14 protein-coding genes are annotated in these 16638 nt (G+C 72.0%); 9 read left to right on the top strand and 5 right to left on the bottom strand.

The window, feature by feature from the left end:
* The 3 genes from SGA01_RS25780 to pdhA all read right to left on the bottom strand — a co-directional run.
* The coding region (locus SGA01_RS25780; protein ID WP_174867491.1) for a biotin/lipoyl-containing protein at positions 1–692 on the bottom strand (692 nt) is incomplete at its 3' end.
* A gap of 31 nt (positions 693–723) precedes the next feature.
* Positions 724–1704, bottom strand: coding sequence for an alpha-ketoacid dehydrogenase subunit beta (locus tag SGA01_RS25775; protein ID WP_141298853.1), 981 nt, complete (start codon positions 1702–1704; stop codon positions 724–726).
* 2 nt (positions 1705–1706) lie between these two features.
* Positions 1707–2900 carry a pyruvate dehydrogenase (acetyl-transferring) E1 component subunit alpha gene (gene pdhA, locus SGA01_RS25770; RefSeq protein ID WP_141298851.1) on the bottom strand — a complete coding sequence of 398 codons (1194 nt, stop codon included), beginning with the start codon at positions 2898–2900 and terminating at the stop codon, positions 1707–1709.
* 342 nt (positions 2901–3242) lie between these two features.
* On the opposite strand from pdhA, the gene SGA01_RS25765 reads away from it, so the two are divergent.
* The 3 genes from SGA01_RS25765 (at position 3243) to SGA01_RS25755 (ending at position 5579) form a co-directional block, all read left to right on the top strand.
* A complete protein-coding gene (locus SGA01_RS25765; RefSeq protein ID WP_141298849.1) occupies positions 3243–3902 on the top strand; it encodes a response regulator in 660 nt (219 codons plus the stop codon).
* Positions 3903–4046: 144 nt separating this feature from the next.
* A complete protein-coding gene (locus SGA01_RS25760) occupies positions 4047–4547 on the top strand; it encodes a pyridoxamine 5'-phosphate oxidase family protein (RefSeq protein WP_141298847.1) in 501 nt (166 codons plus the stop codon).
* Positions 4548–4562: 15 nt separating this feature from the next.
* Positions 4563–5579: a phosphotransferase gene (locus SGA01_RS25755; protein ID WP_141298845.1), complete on the top strand. Its 1017-nt coding sequence runs from the start codon at positions 4563–4565 to the stop codon at positions 5577–5579.
* A gap of 39 nt (positions 5580–5618) precedes the next feature.
* Here SGA01_RS25755 and SGA01_RS25750 read toward each other — a convergent pair whose 3' ends face one another.
* Positions 5619–7232, bottom strand: a complete 1614-nt coding sequence (locus SGA01_RS25750; RefSeq protein ID WP_141298843.1) for a protein kinase domain-containing protein — start codon at positions 7230–7232, stop codon at positions 5619–5621.
* 278 nt (positions 7233–7510) lie between these two features.
* Here SGA01_RS25750 and SGA01_RS25745 point away from each other — a divergent pair, with 278 nt between their 5' ends.
* From SGA01_RS25745 to SGA01_RS25720, 6 genes are all read left to right on the top strand, one after another.
* Positions 7511–9178 carry a protein kinase domain-containing protein gene (locus SGA01_RS25745; RefSeq protein WP_141298841.1) on the top strand — a complete coding sequence of 556 codons (1668 nt, stop codon included), beginning with the start codon at positions 7511–7513 and terminating at the stop codon, positions 9176–9178.
* Positions 9179–9391: 213 nt separating this feature from the next.
* Positions 9392–10204 (top strand): hypothetical protein, encoded by an 813-nt coding sequence (locus SGA01_RS25740; protein ID WP_141298840.1) that lies wholly within the window; start codon positions 9392–9394, stop codon positions 10202–10204.
* 96 nt (positions 10205–10300) lie between these two features.
* The gene (locus tag SGA01_RS25735; protein ID WP_141298838.1) at positions 10301–11041 is read left to right on the top strand and encodes a PadR family transcriptional regulator; all 741 of its coding nucleotides are present in this window, start codon (positions 10301–10303) and stop codon (positions 11039–11041) included.
* Positions 11042–11138: 97 nt separating this feature from the next.
* Complete coding sequence (locus SGA01_RS25730) at positions 11139–11873, top strand: ABC transporter ATP-binding protein (RefSeq protein ID WP_055646164.1); 735 nt, start codon at positions 11139–11141, stop codon at positions 11871–11873.
* Positions 11870–14740, top strand: coding sequence for an ABC transporter permease (locus SGA01_RS25725; protein ID WP_141298836.1), 2871 nt, complete (start codon positions 11870–11872; stop codon positions 14738–14740). The genes SGA01_RS25730 and SGA01_RS25725 overlap by 4 nt, the downstream gene beginning before the upstream one ends.
* Before the next feature lie 106 nt (positions 14741–14846).
* The gene (locus SGA01_RS25720) at positions 14847–15395 is read left to right on the top strand and encodes a bacterial proteasome activator family protein (RefSeq protein WP_055642504.1); all 549 of its coding nucleotides are present in this window, start codon (positions 14847–14849) and stop codon (positions 15393–15395) included.
* A 187-nt stretch (positions 15396–15582) separates the two neighbouring features.
* Here SGA01_RS25720 and SGA01_RS25715 read toward each other — a convergent pair whose 3' ends face one another.
* Positions 15583–16569, bottom strand: a complete 987-nt coding sequence (locus SGA01_RS25715) for an NAD(P)H-quinone oxidoreductase (protein ID WP_141298834.1) — start codon at positions 16567–16569, stop codon at positions 15583–15585.
* Between the last annotated feature and the right edge of the window lie 69 nt (positions 16570–16638).

Here is a 16638-nt window from a genome sequence, read left to right as displayed (position 1 = left end):
ACCGAAGCGGCGGCGGGGACCTGCGCGGGGACCGGGGCCGCCACGGGCGCCGGGGCCGGGGCCTCGACGACCTGCGCGGGCGCCGGGGTGGTCGCCGGAGCGGCCGCCGCGTGGACGTCCTCCCGGGTGATGATGCCGTCCGGGCCGGTCGGGGTGACCGTCGCCAGGTCGACGCCGAGGTCCTTCGCGAGCTTCCGGACCGGCGGCTTGGCCAGCGGCCGGGCACCGGCCGGCGCGTGCCCGTTGAGCTGCTCCGGTACGGAGACGGCGACGGGCGCCGCCTGGACCGGGGCGGCCGGGGCCGTACCCGCGGGGGCCTTGCGCGCCCGCCGCTTGGTGGAGCTGGCGGCCACGCCGTAGCCGACGAGGACCGGCTGGCGGCCCTTGGGCTCTTCTTCCTCGGCCTCCGGGGCGGCGGGGGCCGCCGCCACCGGCGCGGCCTCGGCCACCGGGGCCTCGGGCGCGGCGCCGCCGCCGACGTTCACCGAGATGATGACCTCGCCGACGTCGACCGTCGTGCCCTCGGGGAAGCGCAGCTCGTGGACCGTGCCGTCGAAGGGGATCGGCAGCTCGACGGCGGCCTTGGCCGTCTCGACCTCGATCACGACCTGCCCGTCGGTGACGGTGTCACCGGGCTGGACGTACCACTTGAGGATCTCGGCCTCGGTGAGGCCCTCGCCCACGTCGGGCATCTTGAATTCGCGGATCGTCACGGTGCTCTCCTCAGTACGCCAGCGAGCGGTCGACGGCGTCGAGCACGCGGTCCAGGCCCGGCAGGTACTCCTCCTCCAGGCGCGCCGGCGGATACGGCGCGTGGTAGCCGCCGACCCGCAGGACGGGGGCTTCCAGGTGGTAGAAGCAGCGCTCGGTGATCCGGGCGGCGATCTCCGCACCGGAGCCGAAGAACACCGGCGCCTCGTGGACGACGACCAGGCGGCGGGTCTTCTCGACCGAGGCCTGGATCGTGTCGAAGTCGATCGGGGAGACCGAACGCAGGTCCACGACCTCGATCGACTTGCCCTCCTCGGCGGCGGCCTCGGCCACCTCCAGGCAGGTCTTCACCATCGGGCCGTAGGCGACCAGGGTGAGGTCCGTGCCCTCGCGGGCGACCCGGGCCTTGTGGAGCTCGCCGGGGATGGCCTCGGTGTCGAGCTCTCCCTTGTCCCAGTAGCGGCGCTTGGGCTCGAAGAAGATGACCGGGTCGTCGCTCTGGATCGCCTGCTGGAGCATCCAGTAGGCGTCGGAGGAGTTCGCCGGGGTGACGACCTTGAGGCCCGCGACGTGCGCGAAGAGCGACTCGGGGGACTCGGAGTGGTGCTCGACGGCGCCGATGCCACCGCCGTAGGGGATGCGGATGACGACCGGCATCTTCACCGTGCCGAGCGAACGGGCCCGGATCTTCGCCAGCTGGGTGACGATCTGGTCGTACGCCGGGAAGACGAAACCGTCGAACTGGATCTCCACGACCGGCCGGTAGCCGCGCAGCGCGAGGCCGATGGCGGTGCCGACGATGCCGGACTCGGCGAGCGGGGTGTCGATGACCCGGTCCTCGCCGAAGTCCTTCTGCAGACCTTCGGTGATCCGGAAGACACCGCCGAGCTTGCCGACGTCCAGGCCCATGATGAGGACCTTGGGGTCGGTCTCCAGGGCCTTGCGCAGCGACTCGTTGAGCGCCTTCGCGAGGGGAAGCTTCTGAACAGCCATGATTACTCGGCCTCTCCGTTCGCGAAGGACGCCTGGTAGGCGGCGAACTCCGCGCGCTCCTCGTCGACGAGCGCGTGTCCGTCCGCGTACGTGTGGTCGAAGATCGCCATGTGCTCCGGGACGGGCATGGCGCGCACGACCTCGCGGACCTGCTTGCCGAGGGCCTCGCTCTCCGCCTCCAGCTCCTCGAAGAAGGCCGCGTCGGCGTGGCCCTCGTTCTCCATGTACGCCTTGAGGCGCTGGATCGGGTCCTTCGCCTCCCAGGCCTCGCGCTCCTCGTCCCGGCGGTACTTCGTCGGGTCGTCGGAGGTGGTGTGGGCGGCCATGCGGTAGGTGAACGCCTCGATGAGCGTCGGGCCCTCGCCGCGGCGGGCGCGCTCCAGCGCCCAGCGGGTGACGGCCAGGCACGCGAGGACGTCGTTGCCGTCGACGCGGACGCCGGGGAAGCCGAAGCCGGCGGCGCGCTGGTAGAGCGGGACGCGGGTCTGCTTCTCGGTGGGCTCGGAAATCGCCCACTGGTTGTTCTGGCAGAAGAACACGACGGGGGCGTTGTAGACCGCGGAGAAGACGAACGACTCGTTGACGTCGCCCTGGCTGGAGGCGCCGTCGCCGAAGTACGCGAGCACGGCGGAATCCGCGCCGTCCTTGGCGATGCCCATGGCATAGCCCGTGGCGTGCAGAGTCTGCGAGCCGAGGACGATCGTGTACAGGTGGAAATTGTTGGTGCTGGGATCCCAGCCGCCGTGGTTCACGCCACGGAACATTCCCAGCAGGTTCGTCGGGTCGACCCCGCGGACCCAGGCGACGCCGTGCTCGCGGTAGGTGGGGAAGACGTAGTCGTCGTCCCGCAGGGCGCGGCCGGAGCCGATCTGCGCGGCCTCCTGGCCGAGCAGCGAGGCCCACAGGCCCAGTTCGCCCTGACGCTGGAGGTTCGTGGCCTCGGCATCGAAGCGGCGGGTGAGGACCATGTCGCGGTAGAGACCGCGCAGTTCCTCGGCGCTCAGGTCGATGTCGTAGTCGGGGTGCTGGACGCGCTCTCCCTCGGGCGTCAGCAGCTGGACGAGCTCGGGCTCCGTCGCTACCGCCTCGGCGCGCGTGCTCGTCTTCTTGGTGGTGCTCGTGCTCGCGCTTGCGGTGCGCTTGGTGCCGCTGCTGCGTCGCGTCGTCTTGCGCGCTGCAGTGCTCTCCACGGTCACTACGTGCTCCTCCGTCGGTCCGGCCTCCGGGTTCGCCGGTAGGCCAGTGCGGCTCTCCGCCTTATCCGTACCCTTCGCACGGGGTGGGTGCGATGCGGTCGGGGTCGGGCGTGACAGGTACCCCGGCGAGAGCCCTGTGCTAGGCACGTTACCCACAGCGCGGCATTCCCGCGAAACCCCACTTGACCTGCGATTTTGCTTGGATTTCCAAGTAAATCGAGAAAAGTGGGAACAGTCGCTGGTCAGCGCGTCGGCAACGACCTGAAGAGGGTCGCCGGAACATCCGGCACGTTATCCCGCGCACCCCGGGCGCGGGAAGAGCCAATATGTGAGACTGACTGGGTGCGCGAAGATGGAAAAATCCGGGTATTTCTGCTGGACGACCACGAAGTCGTCCGGCGCGGCGTCCACGAGCTGCTCTCCGTGGAAGACGACATCGAAGTGGTCGGTGAGGCCGGGACGGCGGCAGACGCGCTGGTCAGGATCCCGGCGACCCGCCCCGACGTCGCCGTGCTCGACGTCCGGCTGCCGGACGGCAGCGGGGTGGAGGTGTGCCGTGAGATCCGCTCGCAGGACGAGGGCATCAAGTGCCTGATGCTCACCTCGTACGCCGATGACGAGGCGCTTTTCGACGCGATCATGGCCGGGGCCTCGGGATACGTCCTCAAGGCCATCCGGGGCAACGAGCTGCTGAACGCGGTGCGGGACGTCGCGGCCGGCAAGTCGCTCCTCGACCCGGTGGCGACCGCCCGCGTCCTGGAGCGGCTGCGTGACGGCAACAACCCGAAGGGCGACGACAAGCTCGCCAACCTGACCGACCAGGAGCGCAAGATCCTGGACCTGATCGGCGAGGGCCTGACCAACCGGGTCATCGGCGAGCGGCTCCACCTTGCGGAGAAGACCATCAAGAACTACGTCTCCAGCCTGCTGTCGAAGCTGGGCATGGAGCGGCGTTCGCAGGCCGCGGCGTACGTGGCCCGGCTCCAGGCCGAGCGCCACTGACCCCCTGGGGGCCCCGGCGCGACCCGTGCCTCACCCGTACGGAGCAGCCCGGGGCCCACGGCCCGGATTCGGGACCTACGTCCCCTTGAAGGCGGGGCAGGGGCCCCTTTTCCGACGCGTTGCCGGTGGCGGAGAGTGGTAGCCATGTCCACCGAGGAGATCCGCGCCATCGAGTTGCTCGGCCGAGTGTCGTACGGCCGGGTGGCGACGAGCATGCGGGCGATGCCGTTCGTCGCGCCCGCCCGGCACATCGTGACCGAGGGACGCGTCCTGCTGCGGATGCACCGGGGGCTCGGCTACCACCGGGCCTGCAACGGCAGCGTCGTCGCGTACGGCGCGGACAACTTCAACTCGGGCGCCGAGCAGATCTGGTCCGTGCAGTTCACGGGCACCGCGGAGATCGTGGAGCCGACCGAGGAGCAGCTCGCGGCGTTCGGGCCCGAGCCCCGGACCGTGGACGACGAGCCCTTCGAGCCGGTCTACATGCGGATCGAACCGCAGTTCGTGACCGTGCACGAGCTCGACTACTCCGCCGGGCACCCCGCCGGGCCGGCCGACCGCCCCGTCGAGCTGCACTCCACGGACCACTCCCCGGAGCATCCCGGGGAGCACTCCATGGGGCGACACCTCCACCACGTAGCGTGATCTAACATCTGCGGAGTGCCGCGCTCATCTGTAACCCCCACTCCGCCCGTCGGCGTCCTCCTCCGCCGCTACGCGGCCGCGGGCGAGCCCCTCTCCTGCGAACCCGTGACCCAAGGCCTGCTCAACCGCGGCTACCGCCTCTCCACCACGCGCGGCGCCTACTTCCTGAAGCAGCACCTGGACGCCCCCACCGCCGACCGCGCCACCATCGTCCGGCAGCACCGCGCCACCCAGCGGCTGCACGACCTGGGCCTGCCGGTGGCCCCGCCGCTCGCCGACAGCCGGGGCCGTACGGTCGCGGTCGTCGACGGCCTCTGCTACGCCCTGCACCCGTGGGTCGACGGCCGGCACCGCCACGGCACCCAGCTCTCCACCGGCGGCTCCCGCCGCCTCGGCGCCCTCCTGGGACACGTCCACACCTGTCTGGAGCGGGTCATGGAGTCGCCGCCGCCGGGGGACGACCACGAGAGCGCCCGCCCCGAGGACACCTTCCGCGCCATCGAGGAGCTGATCGGCCTCGCCCGCGCGCACCGGCCACACGACAGCTTCGACGCGCTCGCCGAGCACCGGCTGAAGGAGCGCCGCCGGCTGCTCGCCCAGCACGCCCACCACCGGCCGCCGCCGGCCGCCGCGTCCGGCTGGGTACACGGCGACTTCCACCCGCTGAACCTGCTCTACCGGGGCGCGGAGCCCGCCGCGATCGTCGACTGGGACCGCCTCGGGGTCCGGCCGCGGGCCGAGGAGGCGGTCAGGGCGGCCGCCATCTTCTTCGTACGGCCCGGGGGCGAGCTGGCCCTGGAGAAGGTGCGGGCATACGCCCGCGCCTACCGGCGGGCGACGGGCGCCGACCGCGCCGAGCTGGCCGCGGCGGCGCACCGGGTGTGGTGGGAGCGGCTCAACGACTTCTGGACGCTGCGCTGGCGCTACCAGCTGCACGACCGAAGGGCCGACCCGCAGTTTCCCGCGGTGTCGGCCCTGGCGGTCTGGTGGACCCGGCAGTACGACGCCGTACGCGACGCCTTCGCCGGCTGAGTCGGCGAAGGCTCGCTGAGCCGGCGAAGGCTCCGTGGATCAGCTGGTGGCGGTGGAGCCGCCCGGCGGCGGGGTGTCGCCACCGCCGTCGTCGCCGCCGGTGGGCTCACCGGTCGGGTCGACCGGCGGCTCCGTGGTGTCCGTCGGATCCGTCGTCGGCTCCGTGGTGTCCGTCGGTTCCGTCGTCGGGGGCTCCGTCGTGGGCGGTTCCGTCGTCGGGGGCTGCGTGGTCGGCTGCTGCGTCGGCTGCTGCGTCCACGGCGGCTGCGTGGCGCCGCCGCCGGTCGACGTGTCCGGGTCCCGCGTCTGCTCCTCGGTGGTGGGCTCCTCGGAGGGCGTGGGCTCCTCAGCCGTGGTCGACGGCGACTGGGAGATCGTCGTCGGCGGAGTCACCACCTCGCCGCCCTTCTTCCCGTCGCCGGCCTTGTCGATGGCGTACACGACACCCGCGACGACCGCGACCAGCGCGAGCGCCACGAAGAGGACCAGCTTGCCGCGACCGCCCCGGCCGTTCGAGCCGTACGAGTCCTGGCCGTAGCCGCCGGTGCCGCCCGTGCCGCCGTCGTAGCCGCCGTACGCGCCGACGCCCCCGTCGTCCGGGTTCATCTGCGGAAGGATCCGGCCCTGCGCGGTCTCCCCGTGCATGGGGTGGCCCATCGCGGTCGTCGCCGCCATGCCGCCGACCGGCGTGTGCCCGCCGTCGTGCATGTCGACGGGACCGGTGTTCCACGTGCCGGTGTGACCGCCCTGCTGCTGGAGCATCTGCAGGCTGTACTGGATCAGCCCGCGCATCTCCTCGGCGCTCTGGAACCGGTCGTCCGGGTCCTTCGCGAGGGAGCGCATCACCAGGCCGTCGAGCTCCGGCGGCACACCGTGCGACACCTCGGACGGCGGGACCGGCGCGTCCTGCACGTGCTGGTACACGACGGAGAGCGGGGTCTCACCCGTGAAGGGGGGCCGCAGCGCGAGCAGTTCGTAGAGCAGACAGCCCGTCGCGTACAGGTCGGAGCGGTGGTCGACGGCCTTGCCGAGCGCCTGCTCGGGGGAGAGGTACTGGGGGGTGCCCATGACCATGCCGGTCTGCGTCATCGTCGACTGCGCGCCGTGCAGGGCACGGGCGATGCCGAAGTCCATGACCTTCACCGCACCGCTGTGCGTGATGATGACGTTCGCCGGCTTGATGTCGCGGTGCACGATGCCGTGCTGGTGCGAATAGGCCAGCGCCTCCAGGACGCCGGAGACGATGATGAGCGCCTGCTCGGGACCGGGTGCGTCCGCACTGATCAGCAGGTCGCGGATGGTGCGGCCCTCGACCAGCTCCATCACGATGTACGGCACGGGCCGACCGCCGACGAGGTCCTCGCCGGAGTCGTACACGGCGACGATCGCATGGTGGTTGAGCCCCGCGACCGACTGCGCCTCGCGGGTGAAGCGTGCCTTGGAGACCGGGTCCTCGGCCAGATCGGCGCGGAGGAGCTTCACCGCCACCGTGCGCCCGAGGCGCACGTCCTCGGCGGCGAACACCTCGGCCATGCCGCCGCGGCCCAGACGGTGCGTCAGCCGGTACCGGCCGTCGCCGACGACACCGCCGACGCCCCACGACTCAGCTGCCGCGTCCGGCACACCGCCACCTGATCCGGATTCGGGTGCCATCAGTCCTCGCCGTCGTCTGTCGTGCCGTGTCCAGTCGTCACGCTACAGGCTCCGTACGACATCACGGTCCGCGATTGACCGGCCATCCAACCCCGTCCACGTACACCTGTGCAAATTCGACGGGTTTCCCCGGACACTTCGGGAACGCTTCGAGGACGCGTTCTGTGCGGAGGGTCACGGAACGGGCACGCGGCTTGACGTGTCGGTGCCCTGGGGCAGACTTGGCCAGGAAATTCCGGAATTCGACGCCGCCGCGCGCGCGTAGGGGGAAGCAACAGATGAGCCAGGACGGCGCACAGGGCCGCTATGCGGGCGGTTCGGTCGCGGGCGGCCGGTACCAGCTGCGTGACCTCCTCGGCGAGGGCGGCATGGCGTCGGTGTACCTGGCCTACGACAGCGCCCTCGACCGACAGGTCGCGATCAAGACACTGCACACGGAGCTCGGCCGCGAGCAGTCGTTCCGCGAGCGGTTCCGGCGCGAGGCGCAGGCCGTGGCGAAGCTCTCGCACACGAACATCGTCTCGGTCTTCGACACCGGCGAGGACACCCTCGACGGCGCCGTCATGCCGTACATCGTCATGGAGTACGTGGAGGGGCAGCCGCTCGGCTCGGTCCTCGCCGCGGACATCCGGCAGTACGGCGCGATGCCCGCCGACAAGGCGCTCAAGGTCACGGCCGACGTGCTGGCCGCCCTGGAGGTCAGCCACGAGATGGGCCTGGTCCACCGGGACATCAAGCCGGGCAACGTGATGACGACCAAGCGCGGCGTGGTCAAGGTCATGGACTTCGGCATCGCGCGGGCCATGCAGTCCGGGGTCACCTCGATGACGCAGACCGGCATGGTCGTCGGCACCCCCCAGTACCTCTCCCCCGAGCAGGCCCTCGGCCGCGCGGTGGACGCCCGGTCCGACCTCTATTCGGTCGGCATCATGCTCTTCCAGCTGCTGACGGGCCGTCTCCCCTTCGACGCCGACTCGCCGCTGGCCATCGCCTACGCGCACGTGCAGGAGGAGCCGGTCGCCCCGTCCTCCGTCAACCGTTCGGTGACGCCGGCGATGGACGCGCTCGTCGCCCGGGCGCTGAGGAAGAACCCGAACGAGCGGTTCCCGAGCGCCGCGGTCATGCGCGACGAGTGCCTTCGGGTGCTCTCGGCCGGTCAGACCGGTGCCCCGATGATCGTCCAGGGCGGTCCGGTCAGCAGCGGTTCGGGCGTCGGCTCTGCGGTCTTCCCGCCGGTCGGCCAGACCCCGCCGCCGACCCCGCAGCCCGGCCCGCACGGCGTACAGCAGCCGTACCTGCCGCCGACGCCGCAGCCCGGCCCGTACGGCCCCGCGACGCCCGCGCCCGGCCCGGCGTACGGATACCCGCAGCAGGCGCCGGCGCCCGCGCCGATGTACCAGACCCCGGCGCCCGCGCCGTCGCCGTACGCCCCGGGCCCGATGCACACGCCGGCCCCCATGGCCACGCCCGCTCCCGTGGCGAGGGGCGGCGGCTCCCGCCGGAACACCCCGGTGCTCGTGGGCGCCGTCGTCGCCGCCCTCCTCGCCGTCGGCGGCCTGATCTTCGTCCTCAACAAGGACAACGAAACGGACCCGAACGCGGGCGGCACGGGCGGCACCGAAACGGAGCAGTCCCAGACCGCGACCCCCGGCCACAAGGGTCCCGACCTGACCAAGACCATCGACATGAAGAAGTGCACGCAGCCTTCGGAGTCGAGCGACGACCCCAGCAAGTTCGAGGTCCCGAACTTCACCTACAAGAACATCCAGTCGGTGAAGGCCTGTGTCCAGGCCGCCGGCTGGAAGATCATGACCCAGACCCCGGTCGACGAGTCGACCTACGGCGAAGGCACGGTCCTGGAGCAGTACCCGCCGGCCGGTGAGGACATCACCGACGAGGACGCCGAGTTCACCCTCAAGATCTCGACGGGCAACCCGCCCCAGTAGGACTGAGAGCGGGCAGGGGTAGCCCCGCAAGCGGGCAGCGGGAGCATCGAGGACGGGCAGAGGTAGCGCAGAGGGCGGGCAGGGGTGGCACGGAACGGCGGGCAGGGGCCCGCCCCCCTTACACCTGCCGCCTCCTCCCGGATGCCGGAAATGTCCCGGCATGTGACGCTGAGTCGACACCTCGGCGGCTCGGTACGGGAGGGGGGTCACCCGGTGACTCCAGCACTCCGCAGGACACGGGCGCGGGCCCTCGGCCCCGCGCTCACCTGCACGTTCGCCTGCGCGTTCGCCCTGGGTACCGCGCCCCTCGCATACGCGGCCGAGGCCCCCGCCGGTACGCGGTCGGTCGCGCCGTCCACACCCCCCGCGCCGCCCACGACGGCCACCCCGACCGGACCCACCGCACCGACCGTGCCGCCCACCACGGGAACGACTCCCCCGTCCGCGACGCCTTCCGGCTCCTTGACCCCGTCCTCCCCTGTCCCCGGGACCGGGACCGGTGCCGTCAGCGGGTCCGGGTCCGCCTCACCCGGGAACACCGGCGGCCCCGGCACGCCCGCCCCGCCGGCACCCGCGCCGACCGGCACCGCGTCGTCCTCCCCCGCATCCCCGAGCGCCACTCCCACCGACGCCCCCGCCCCCAGCGGCTCCGCCTCCCTGGCGGGCCGGCCGGCCGGAGAGGGCCACCCTCGGCCCGGCCGCACCGAGACGGCCACCGTCCATCCGAGCGCCACCACCCCGTCCCCCGGCCCGTCTCGTACCAACTCGGCAACAGACTCCGGCTCGTACGAGGCCGCCGAGGAGACCACCGAAGAGGTCACCGAGGAGGACGAGGCGGTACGCGAGGAGGACGAGATCCTCGGCGAGGTGGTGCGCGAGACGCGGCCCGCCGCCGCTCCCGGAATGGCGGCCGAGGCCGCGCCCACCCTCGTCGACCAGCGGATTCCCGTCCTCACCCTGGGGGTGGGGCTGGCCCTCATGGGGCTCGGGATCGGCTTCCTGGGGCTCCGGATGCGCCGCCGCTGAGCCGTGGCACCCGCCTCGGGTCCCCCTTGAGACGGACCTTCCTCTTCCGCCTCAGGACGGTTGTGGGGCTCGGCATACTCGGTATACATACTGAGTATGTCGATCCGCCACGGGCTCCTGGCCCTCCTCGAACGCGGCCCTCGGTACGGCTCCCAGCTCCGTACGGAGTTCGAGTCCCGCACCGGTTCCACCTGGCCGCTCAACGTCGGCCAGGTCTACACGACCCTCAGCCGGCTGGAGCGCGACGGCATGGTCGCGCAGGGGGGCCGGGACGAGGCGGGCCACGAGCTCTACACGATCACCGACGCGGGCCTCGCCGAGCTCAGGACCTGGTTCGAGAAGCCGGTGGACCGCACCAGCCCCGCCCGTGACGAGCTGGCCATCAAGCTCGCCATGGCGGTGGGTGCGCCCTGCGTCGACATCCGCGACGTCATCCAGTCCCAGCGCCGGCACACCGTGAAGGCGATGCAGGACTACACCCGGCTCAAGGCCCAGGCGCTCGTCGCCGTCGAGAGCGGGGGCTCGCGGGAACGGGACGACGTGGCCTGGCTGCTCGTCCTGGAGCAGCTGATCTTCCAGACCGAGGCCGAGGCGCGCTGGCTGGACCACTGCGAGTCCCGGCTGATCCGACTGTCCGCGCTCGCCCCGACGGCCCCGGCTTCTCCGAGTGCCTCTCCCGGGGCTTCTCCGGGGGCCTCTCCGGGAGCTTCCCCGGGGGCTTCTCCGGGTGCCTCCCCGGGGGCTTCTCCGGGTGCCTCCCCGGGAGCTTCTCCGCAGGCCGCGACGGCACCGGCCGACCCGGCCGACGTGACCACCGGTACGCCCGGGGCGCGCTGACCGCACTCTCGCGCGCACCGCCCGTACCGCTTCCGCACCACCTTCCACCGCTCGATCCGTACCGGCTACGCCGCGTACGACCAAGGGGGACCCCTCCATGTCCACACAGCAGCCCGTGCTGCAGCTCCAGAACCTGACCCGTGTCCACGGCTCGGGCGCCACCGAGGTGCACGCCCTGCGGGGGATCGACCTCGCCGTGTACCCCGGCGAACTCGTCGCCGTCATGGGCCCGTCCGGCTCCGGCAAGTCCACGCTCCTCACCATCGCCGGCGGCCTGGACACCCCGACCTCGGGCCATGTGATCGTCGAGAACACCGACATCACCACCGCGAGCGTCAAGGAACTCGCCGCCCTGCGCCGCCGCAGCATCGGGTACGTCTTCCAGGACTACAACCTCATCCCGGCGCTCACCGCCGCCGAGAACGTCGCCCTGCCCCGCGAGCTCGACGGCACCTCCGCCCGCAAGGCCCGCGTCGAGGCCCTGGCCGCTCTGGAGGAGATGGGGCTCGGCCACCTCGCCGACCGCTTCCCCGACGAGATGTCCGGCGGCCAGCAGCAGCGCGTGGCCATCGCGCGCGCCCTCGTCGGCGACCGCCGTCTCGTCCTCGCCGACGAGCCGACCGGCGCCCTCGACTCCGAGACCGGCGAATCCGTGCTCGCCCTGCTCCGGTCCCGCTGCGACGCGGGCGCCGCCGGTGTCCTGGTCACCCACGAGCCGCGGTTCGCCGCCTGGGCCGACCGCGTCGTGTTCCTGCGGGACGGCGCGATCGTCGACCAGACCGTGCGCAGCGAGGCCGACTCCCTCCTCTCGGGCCAGGTGGCGGAGGCGTGAAGACCTGGTTCCACTCCTGGCGGGCCGCGATCCGCATCGCCCGCCGCGACGCCTGGCGCTCCAAGGGCCGCAGCGCCCTCGTCCTCGCGATGATCGCCCTGCCCATCCTGGGTGTCAGCGCTCTCGATCTGACCTACCGCAGCTCCGAACTGTCCCCCGCGGAACGGGTGGAGAGGTCGATGGGCACGGCCGACGGGATATTCCGGGATGCCCAGGTCGAGGGCGTCCCGATCTTCCAGGACCCGCCGGGCGAGATGCACACGCCGGTCAAGGAGTACGAGAATCAGCCGTGGCCTGACGGCCCCACCGACGTCGCCAAGGCGATCCCGGCGGGTTCCACGGTCCTGACGGACCGCTCCGGGTCGGCCAAGCTGACCACGGCCCACGGTCTGCTCTCGGCCGAGGTCCGTGAGCTGAAGGCGTCCGACCCGATCGCCCGCGGCATCATGACCCTCCTCTCGGGGCGTTTCCCGGAGAAGACCGACGAGGTCATGGCGACCTCGCACTTCCTGGAGTCCAGCGGTCTGTCGGTCGGCTCGACCCTTTCCGCCCGCAACTTCGACCGTACGTATCGGATCGTCGGCTCCTACGAACTTCCCGACGCGCTCGCCGTCGACCAGGTCAACGCGCTGCCGGGCGCCTTCCTCGTCTCGTACGGGAAGGCGGTCGAGAAGTCCGGTCTGTCCGCCCCCGGCACCTCCACCGCGTATCTGGTGAAGAACTCCGGTGGTTTCACGTGGAACGCGGTCCAGCAGATCAACACCAAGGGCGTGGTCGTCACCTCGCGTGCCGTCATGCTCGACCCGCCGGCCGACTCCGCGGTGCCGCTGTACTCGAAGGAGAACTGGGGCAATTACGACTCCAGCCCGGCGGCCGACGCCGCCGCGCTCGTCGCCATCGGCACCGTCGTCGGCCTGGCGATGCTGGAGATCTGCCTCCTCGCCGGACCCGCGTTCGCGGTCGGCGCCCGCCGCTCGCGACGCCAGCTCGGTCTGGTCGGGGCCAACGGCGGTGCCCGCAGCCACATCCGGGCCATCGTGCTGAGCGGCGGTCTCGTCATCGGCGTCGCCGCGGCCGTCGTCGGCACCGTCCTCGCCGTGATCCTCACGCTGGCGCTGCAGCCGGTCCTCGAGGACACCATGAACCAGCGGTTCGGCGCCTTCGACGTCCGGCCGCTCGAACTGCTCGGCATCGCGCTGCTCGCCGTCCTGACCGGCCTGCTCGCCGCCATCGTCCCGGCGATCACCGCGTCCCGGCAGACCGTCCTCGCCTCGCTCACGGGCCGGCGCGGAATCCGTCGCAGCAGCCGCGTCCTGCCCCTGATCGGCCTCGCGGCCATCCTCGTCGGCGCCGCCATCGCACTCTTCGGGTCGATCGCGACCGAGTCGTTCGTCATCGTCGCGGGCGGTTCCGCCATCGCCGAGCTCGGCGTCGTCGCCATGACCCCGGCCCTGGTGGGGCTCTTCGGCCGGACCGGGCGCTGGCTGCCGCTCTCGCCGCGGCTCGCGCTGCGGGACGCCGTCCGGAACCGGGGACGTACGGCACCCGCCGTCGCCGCCGTCCTCGCCGCCGTCGCGGGCACGGTCGCCGTCTCCACCTTCATGGCCAGCAGCGAGGCGCAGAACAGGGCCGCGTACGAGGCCCGGCTGCCGCACGGAGCGGTCTCCACCTTCATCCTGGAGGAAGGCGGCCGGGACGTCCCCGCCGTCCGCGAGGCCGTCCAGCGCATCCTCCCCGTCGACGTCCGCGCCGACGTCGACCGGGTCTCGGTCGGCAAGCCGGGCTGCCGCCCCTGGGACGGCGGCGAGGGCTGCGGCCGCTACGAGGTCGTGCTCCCGCCGGCGCACGAGTGCCCGCTGTACGCCACGGTTCCCCCCGGTGGCGGCGACCCCAGCGAAAGGTTCACCCCCGAGCAGCGACGGAAGATGATCACCGAGGACTGGCGGTGCGACCAGACCTCCAGGGGTGGCTGGATGTCCGTCGACAGCGGTCTTCTCGTCGGTGACGCGAAGGTCCTCCAGGTCCTCGGCGTCGACGACCCGGGCGCCGCGAAGGCCCTCGCCGAAGGCAAGATCGTCAGCTTCGGCCGAGCCGAGATCGACAAGAACGGCACCGTCGGCATCAAGCAGATCACCGACATGACCGGTGCCGACAAGGCCGCCGAGAAGGGCCTGCCCGCGCCGGGGAAGATCAGCTCCATCCCCGCGTACCTGGTGCCCAAGGGCCAGAAGTCCTACGGCGTCCAGCTGCTGATGACCCCGGCCACCGCGAAGGCCGCAGGGCTCTCCACCGTGCCGGCGGGCGCGTACTTCAGCACCGAGCGGATGCCGGACACCGAGGCGCGCCAGAAGCTCGACGGTGAGCTCGCCAAGCTCGGCAGCAGCGTCGAACTGCACGTGGAGGAAGGCTTCGTCAACGAGAACAGCGTCTTCCTGATCGCGCTGGCCGTCTTCGCGGGCCTCATCACCATCGGCGCCGCCGGTATCGCCACCGGCCTCGCCCAGGCCGACGCCGAGGCGGACCTGAAGACGCTCGCCGCCGTGGGCGCCCCGCCCCGGGTCCGCCGGACCCTCAGCGGCTTCCAGTGCGGAGTCGTCGCGGCGATGGGCGTGGTCCTCGGATCCGCGGCCGGTGTCCTGCCGGCGGTGGGCCTGCGTCTCACCGAGGAGCGCGAGATGATCGGCTACTACGAGGAGGCGATCCGGCAGGGCTGGGACAACGGCTTGTCGGGCCCGCCGTACGTGCCGATCGTCATCCCCTGGGAGACGCTCGCCGGCCTCCTCGTCGCCGTCCCGCTCGGCGCCGCGCTCCTCGCCGCCCTGGTGACCCGCTCGCGCGGCGCGGTGGCCCGGCGCGAGGCGACCTGACAGATCCCTGCCGGTTCGTTGCCTTCCTGTGCCCCTGTACGAGGGTGGATCACCCTCGTACAGGGGCACACCGTGTGGTGAGGCATGTGTGCGAGAGAATGGCGGCATGGAGATGCCGAGGAATGACAGGTCGCAGGAGAGCCCCCAGGTCCTCATCGTGGGACAGGACGGGACGGCGCTCGGCGGCGCTCAGGGTGACGACGAATCCCGCGAGGTCCCGGTGACGGAAATGGTCGAGCAGCCTGCGAAGGTCATGCGGATCGGCAGCATGATCAAGCAACTCCTGGAGGAAGTACGGGCGGCACCTCTCGACGAGGCCAGCCGTGTCAGGCTCAAGAACATCCACGCCAGCTCCGTGAAGGAGCTGGAGGACGGGCTCGCGCCCGAACTGGTCGAGGAACTGGAGCGGCTCTCCCTGCCGTTCACGGACGAGGCGATCCCCTCCGAGGCGGAACTGCGCATCGCGCAGGCCCAGTTGGTGGGGTGGCTGGAAGGCCTCTTCCATGGCATCCAGACGGCGCTGTTCGCCCAGCAGATGGCGGCCCGCGCCCAGTTGGAGCAGATGCGCCGGGCCCTGCCGCCGGGCGCCTCGCACGACGATGACGACGACGACCGCGGCCACGGCCACGCAGTCCGCTCGGGGCCGTACCTGTAGGTCCGCAAGACCGTACGAAGGAGGGGCCCGGCACACCTCGTGTGCCGGGCCCCTCCTCCGCGTGTACGCCGGGTCAGCCGTGCGGCGCCGTGTGGGCCCGGGTCAGCCGTGCGGCGCCGTGTGGGCCCGGGTCAGCCGTGCGGCGCCGTGCACGTCGGTCAGCCGTTGCGGCGCCGCGTACGCCGGGTCAGCCTTGCGGCGCGAGCAGCAGCACCTTGCCGACGTGGTCGCCGGACTCCAGCACCCGGTGCGCCTCGGCGGCCTCCGGCATCGGCACCGTACGGTCGACGACCGGCCGGACCGTGCCCGCGCCGATCAGCGGCCAGACGTGCTCGCGGACGGCGGCGACGATCGCCGCCTTCTCCTGCGGCGGGCGGGAACGCAACGTGGTCGCCATGACCGCCGCGCGCTTGGCGAGCAGCGCCCCCAGGTTGAGCTCGCCCTTCACACCGCCCTGGAGCCCGATGATCACCAGCCGGCCGCTGACGGCCAGGGCCTTCACGTTCCGCTCCAGGTACTTGGCGCCGACGATGTCGAGGATGACGTCCGCACCGGCCCCGTCCGTCGCCTTGTGCAGCTCCTCGACGAAGTCCTGCTCGCGGTAGTCGATGAGGATGTCCGCGCCCAGCTCGGCACAGCGGGCCAGCTTCGCGGGGCTCCCGGCCGTGACCGCGACCCGTGCGCCGACCGCCTTCGCGAGCTGGATCGCCATCGTGCCGATCCCGCTCGCCCCACCGTGCACGAGCACCGTCTCGCCGGGACGCAGGTGGGCGATCATGAAGATGTTGGACCAGACCGTGCAGGCGACCTCGGGGAGCGCGGCGGCCGTGGTCAGGTCGACACCCTCGGGCACCGGCAGGAGCTGACCGACCGGGACGACGACCTTCTCCGCGTAACCGCCGCCGACGAGCAGCGCACAGACCTCGTCGCCGACGGACCAGGCGGACACCCCGGGTCCGAGCGCGGCGATCCGCCCCGAACACTCCAGACCGGGGTACGGGGAGCTGCCCGGCGGCGGGTCGTAGAAGCCCTGCCGCTGGAGCAGGTCGGCGCGGTTGACGGCGCTCGCCACCACCTCGACGAGGACCTCGCCCTCGCCGGGCACGGGATCGGGCACCTCGGCCCAGACGAGGGCCTCGGGACCGCCGGGTTCCGGAATCGTGATCGCATGCATGGCCGCGAGGCTACTCCGGCGGGTCCACGCCCGACGCGGTCCAATCGGCGTGGCGTGGCCCCTACCGGA

Source organism: Streptomyces gardneri, assembly GCF_006539185.1.
GTDB classification, from domain to species: domain Bacteria; phylum Actinomycetota; class Actinomycetes; order Streptomycetales; family Streptomycetaceae; genus Streptomyces; species Streptomyces gardneri.
This window is presented reverse-complemented; position numbering and strand designations above follow the sequence as displayed.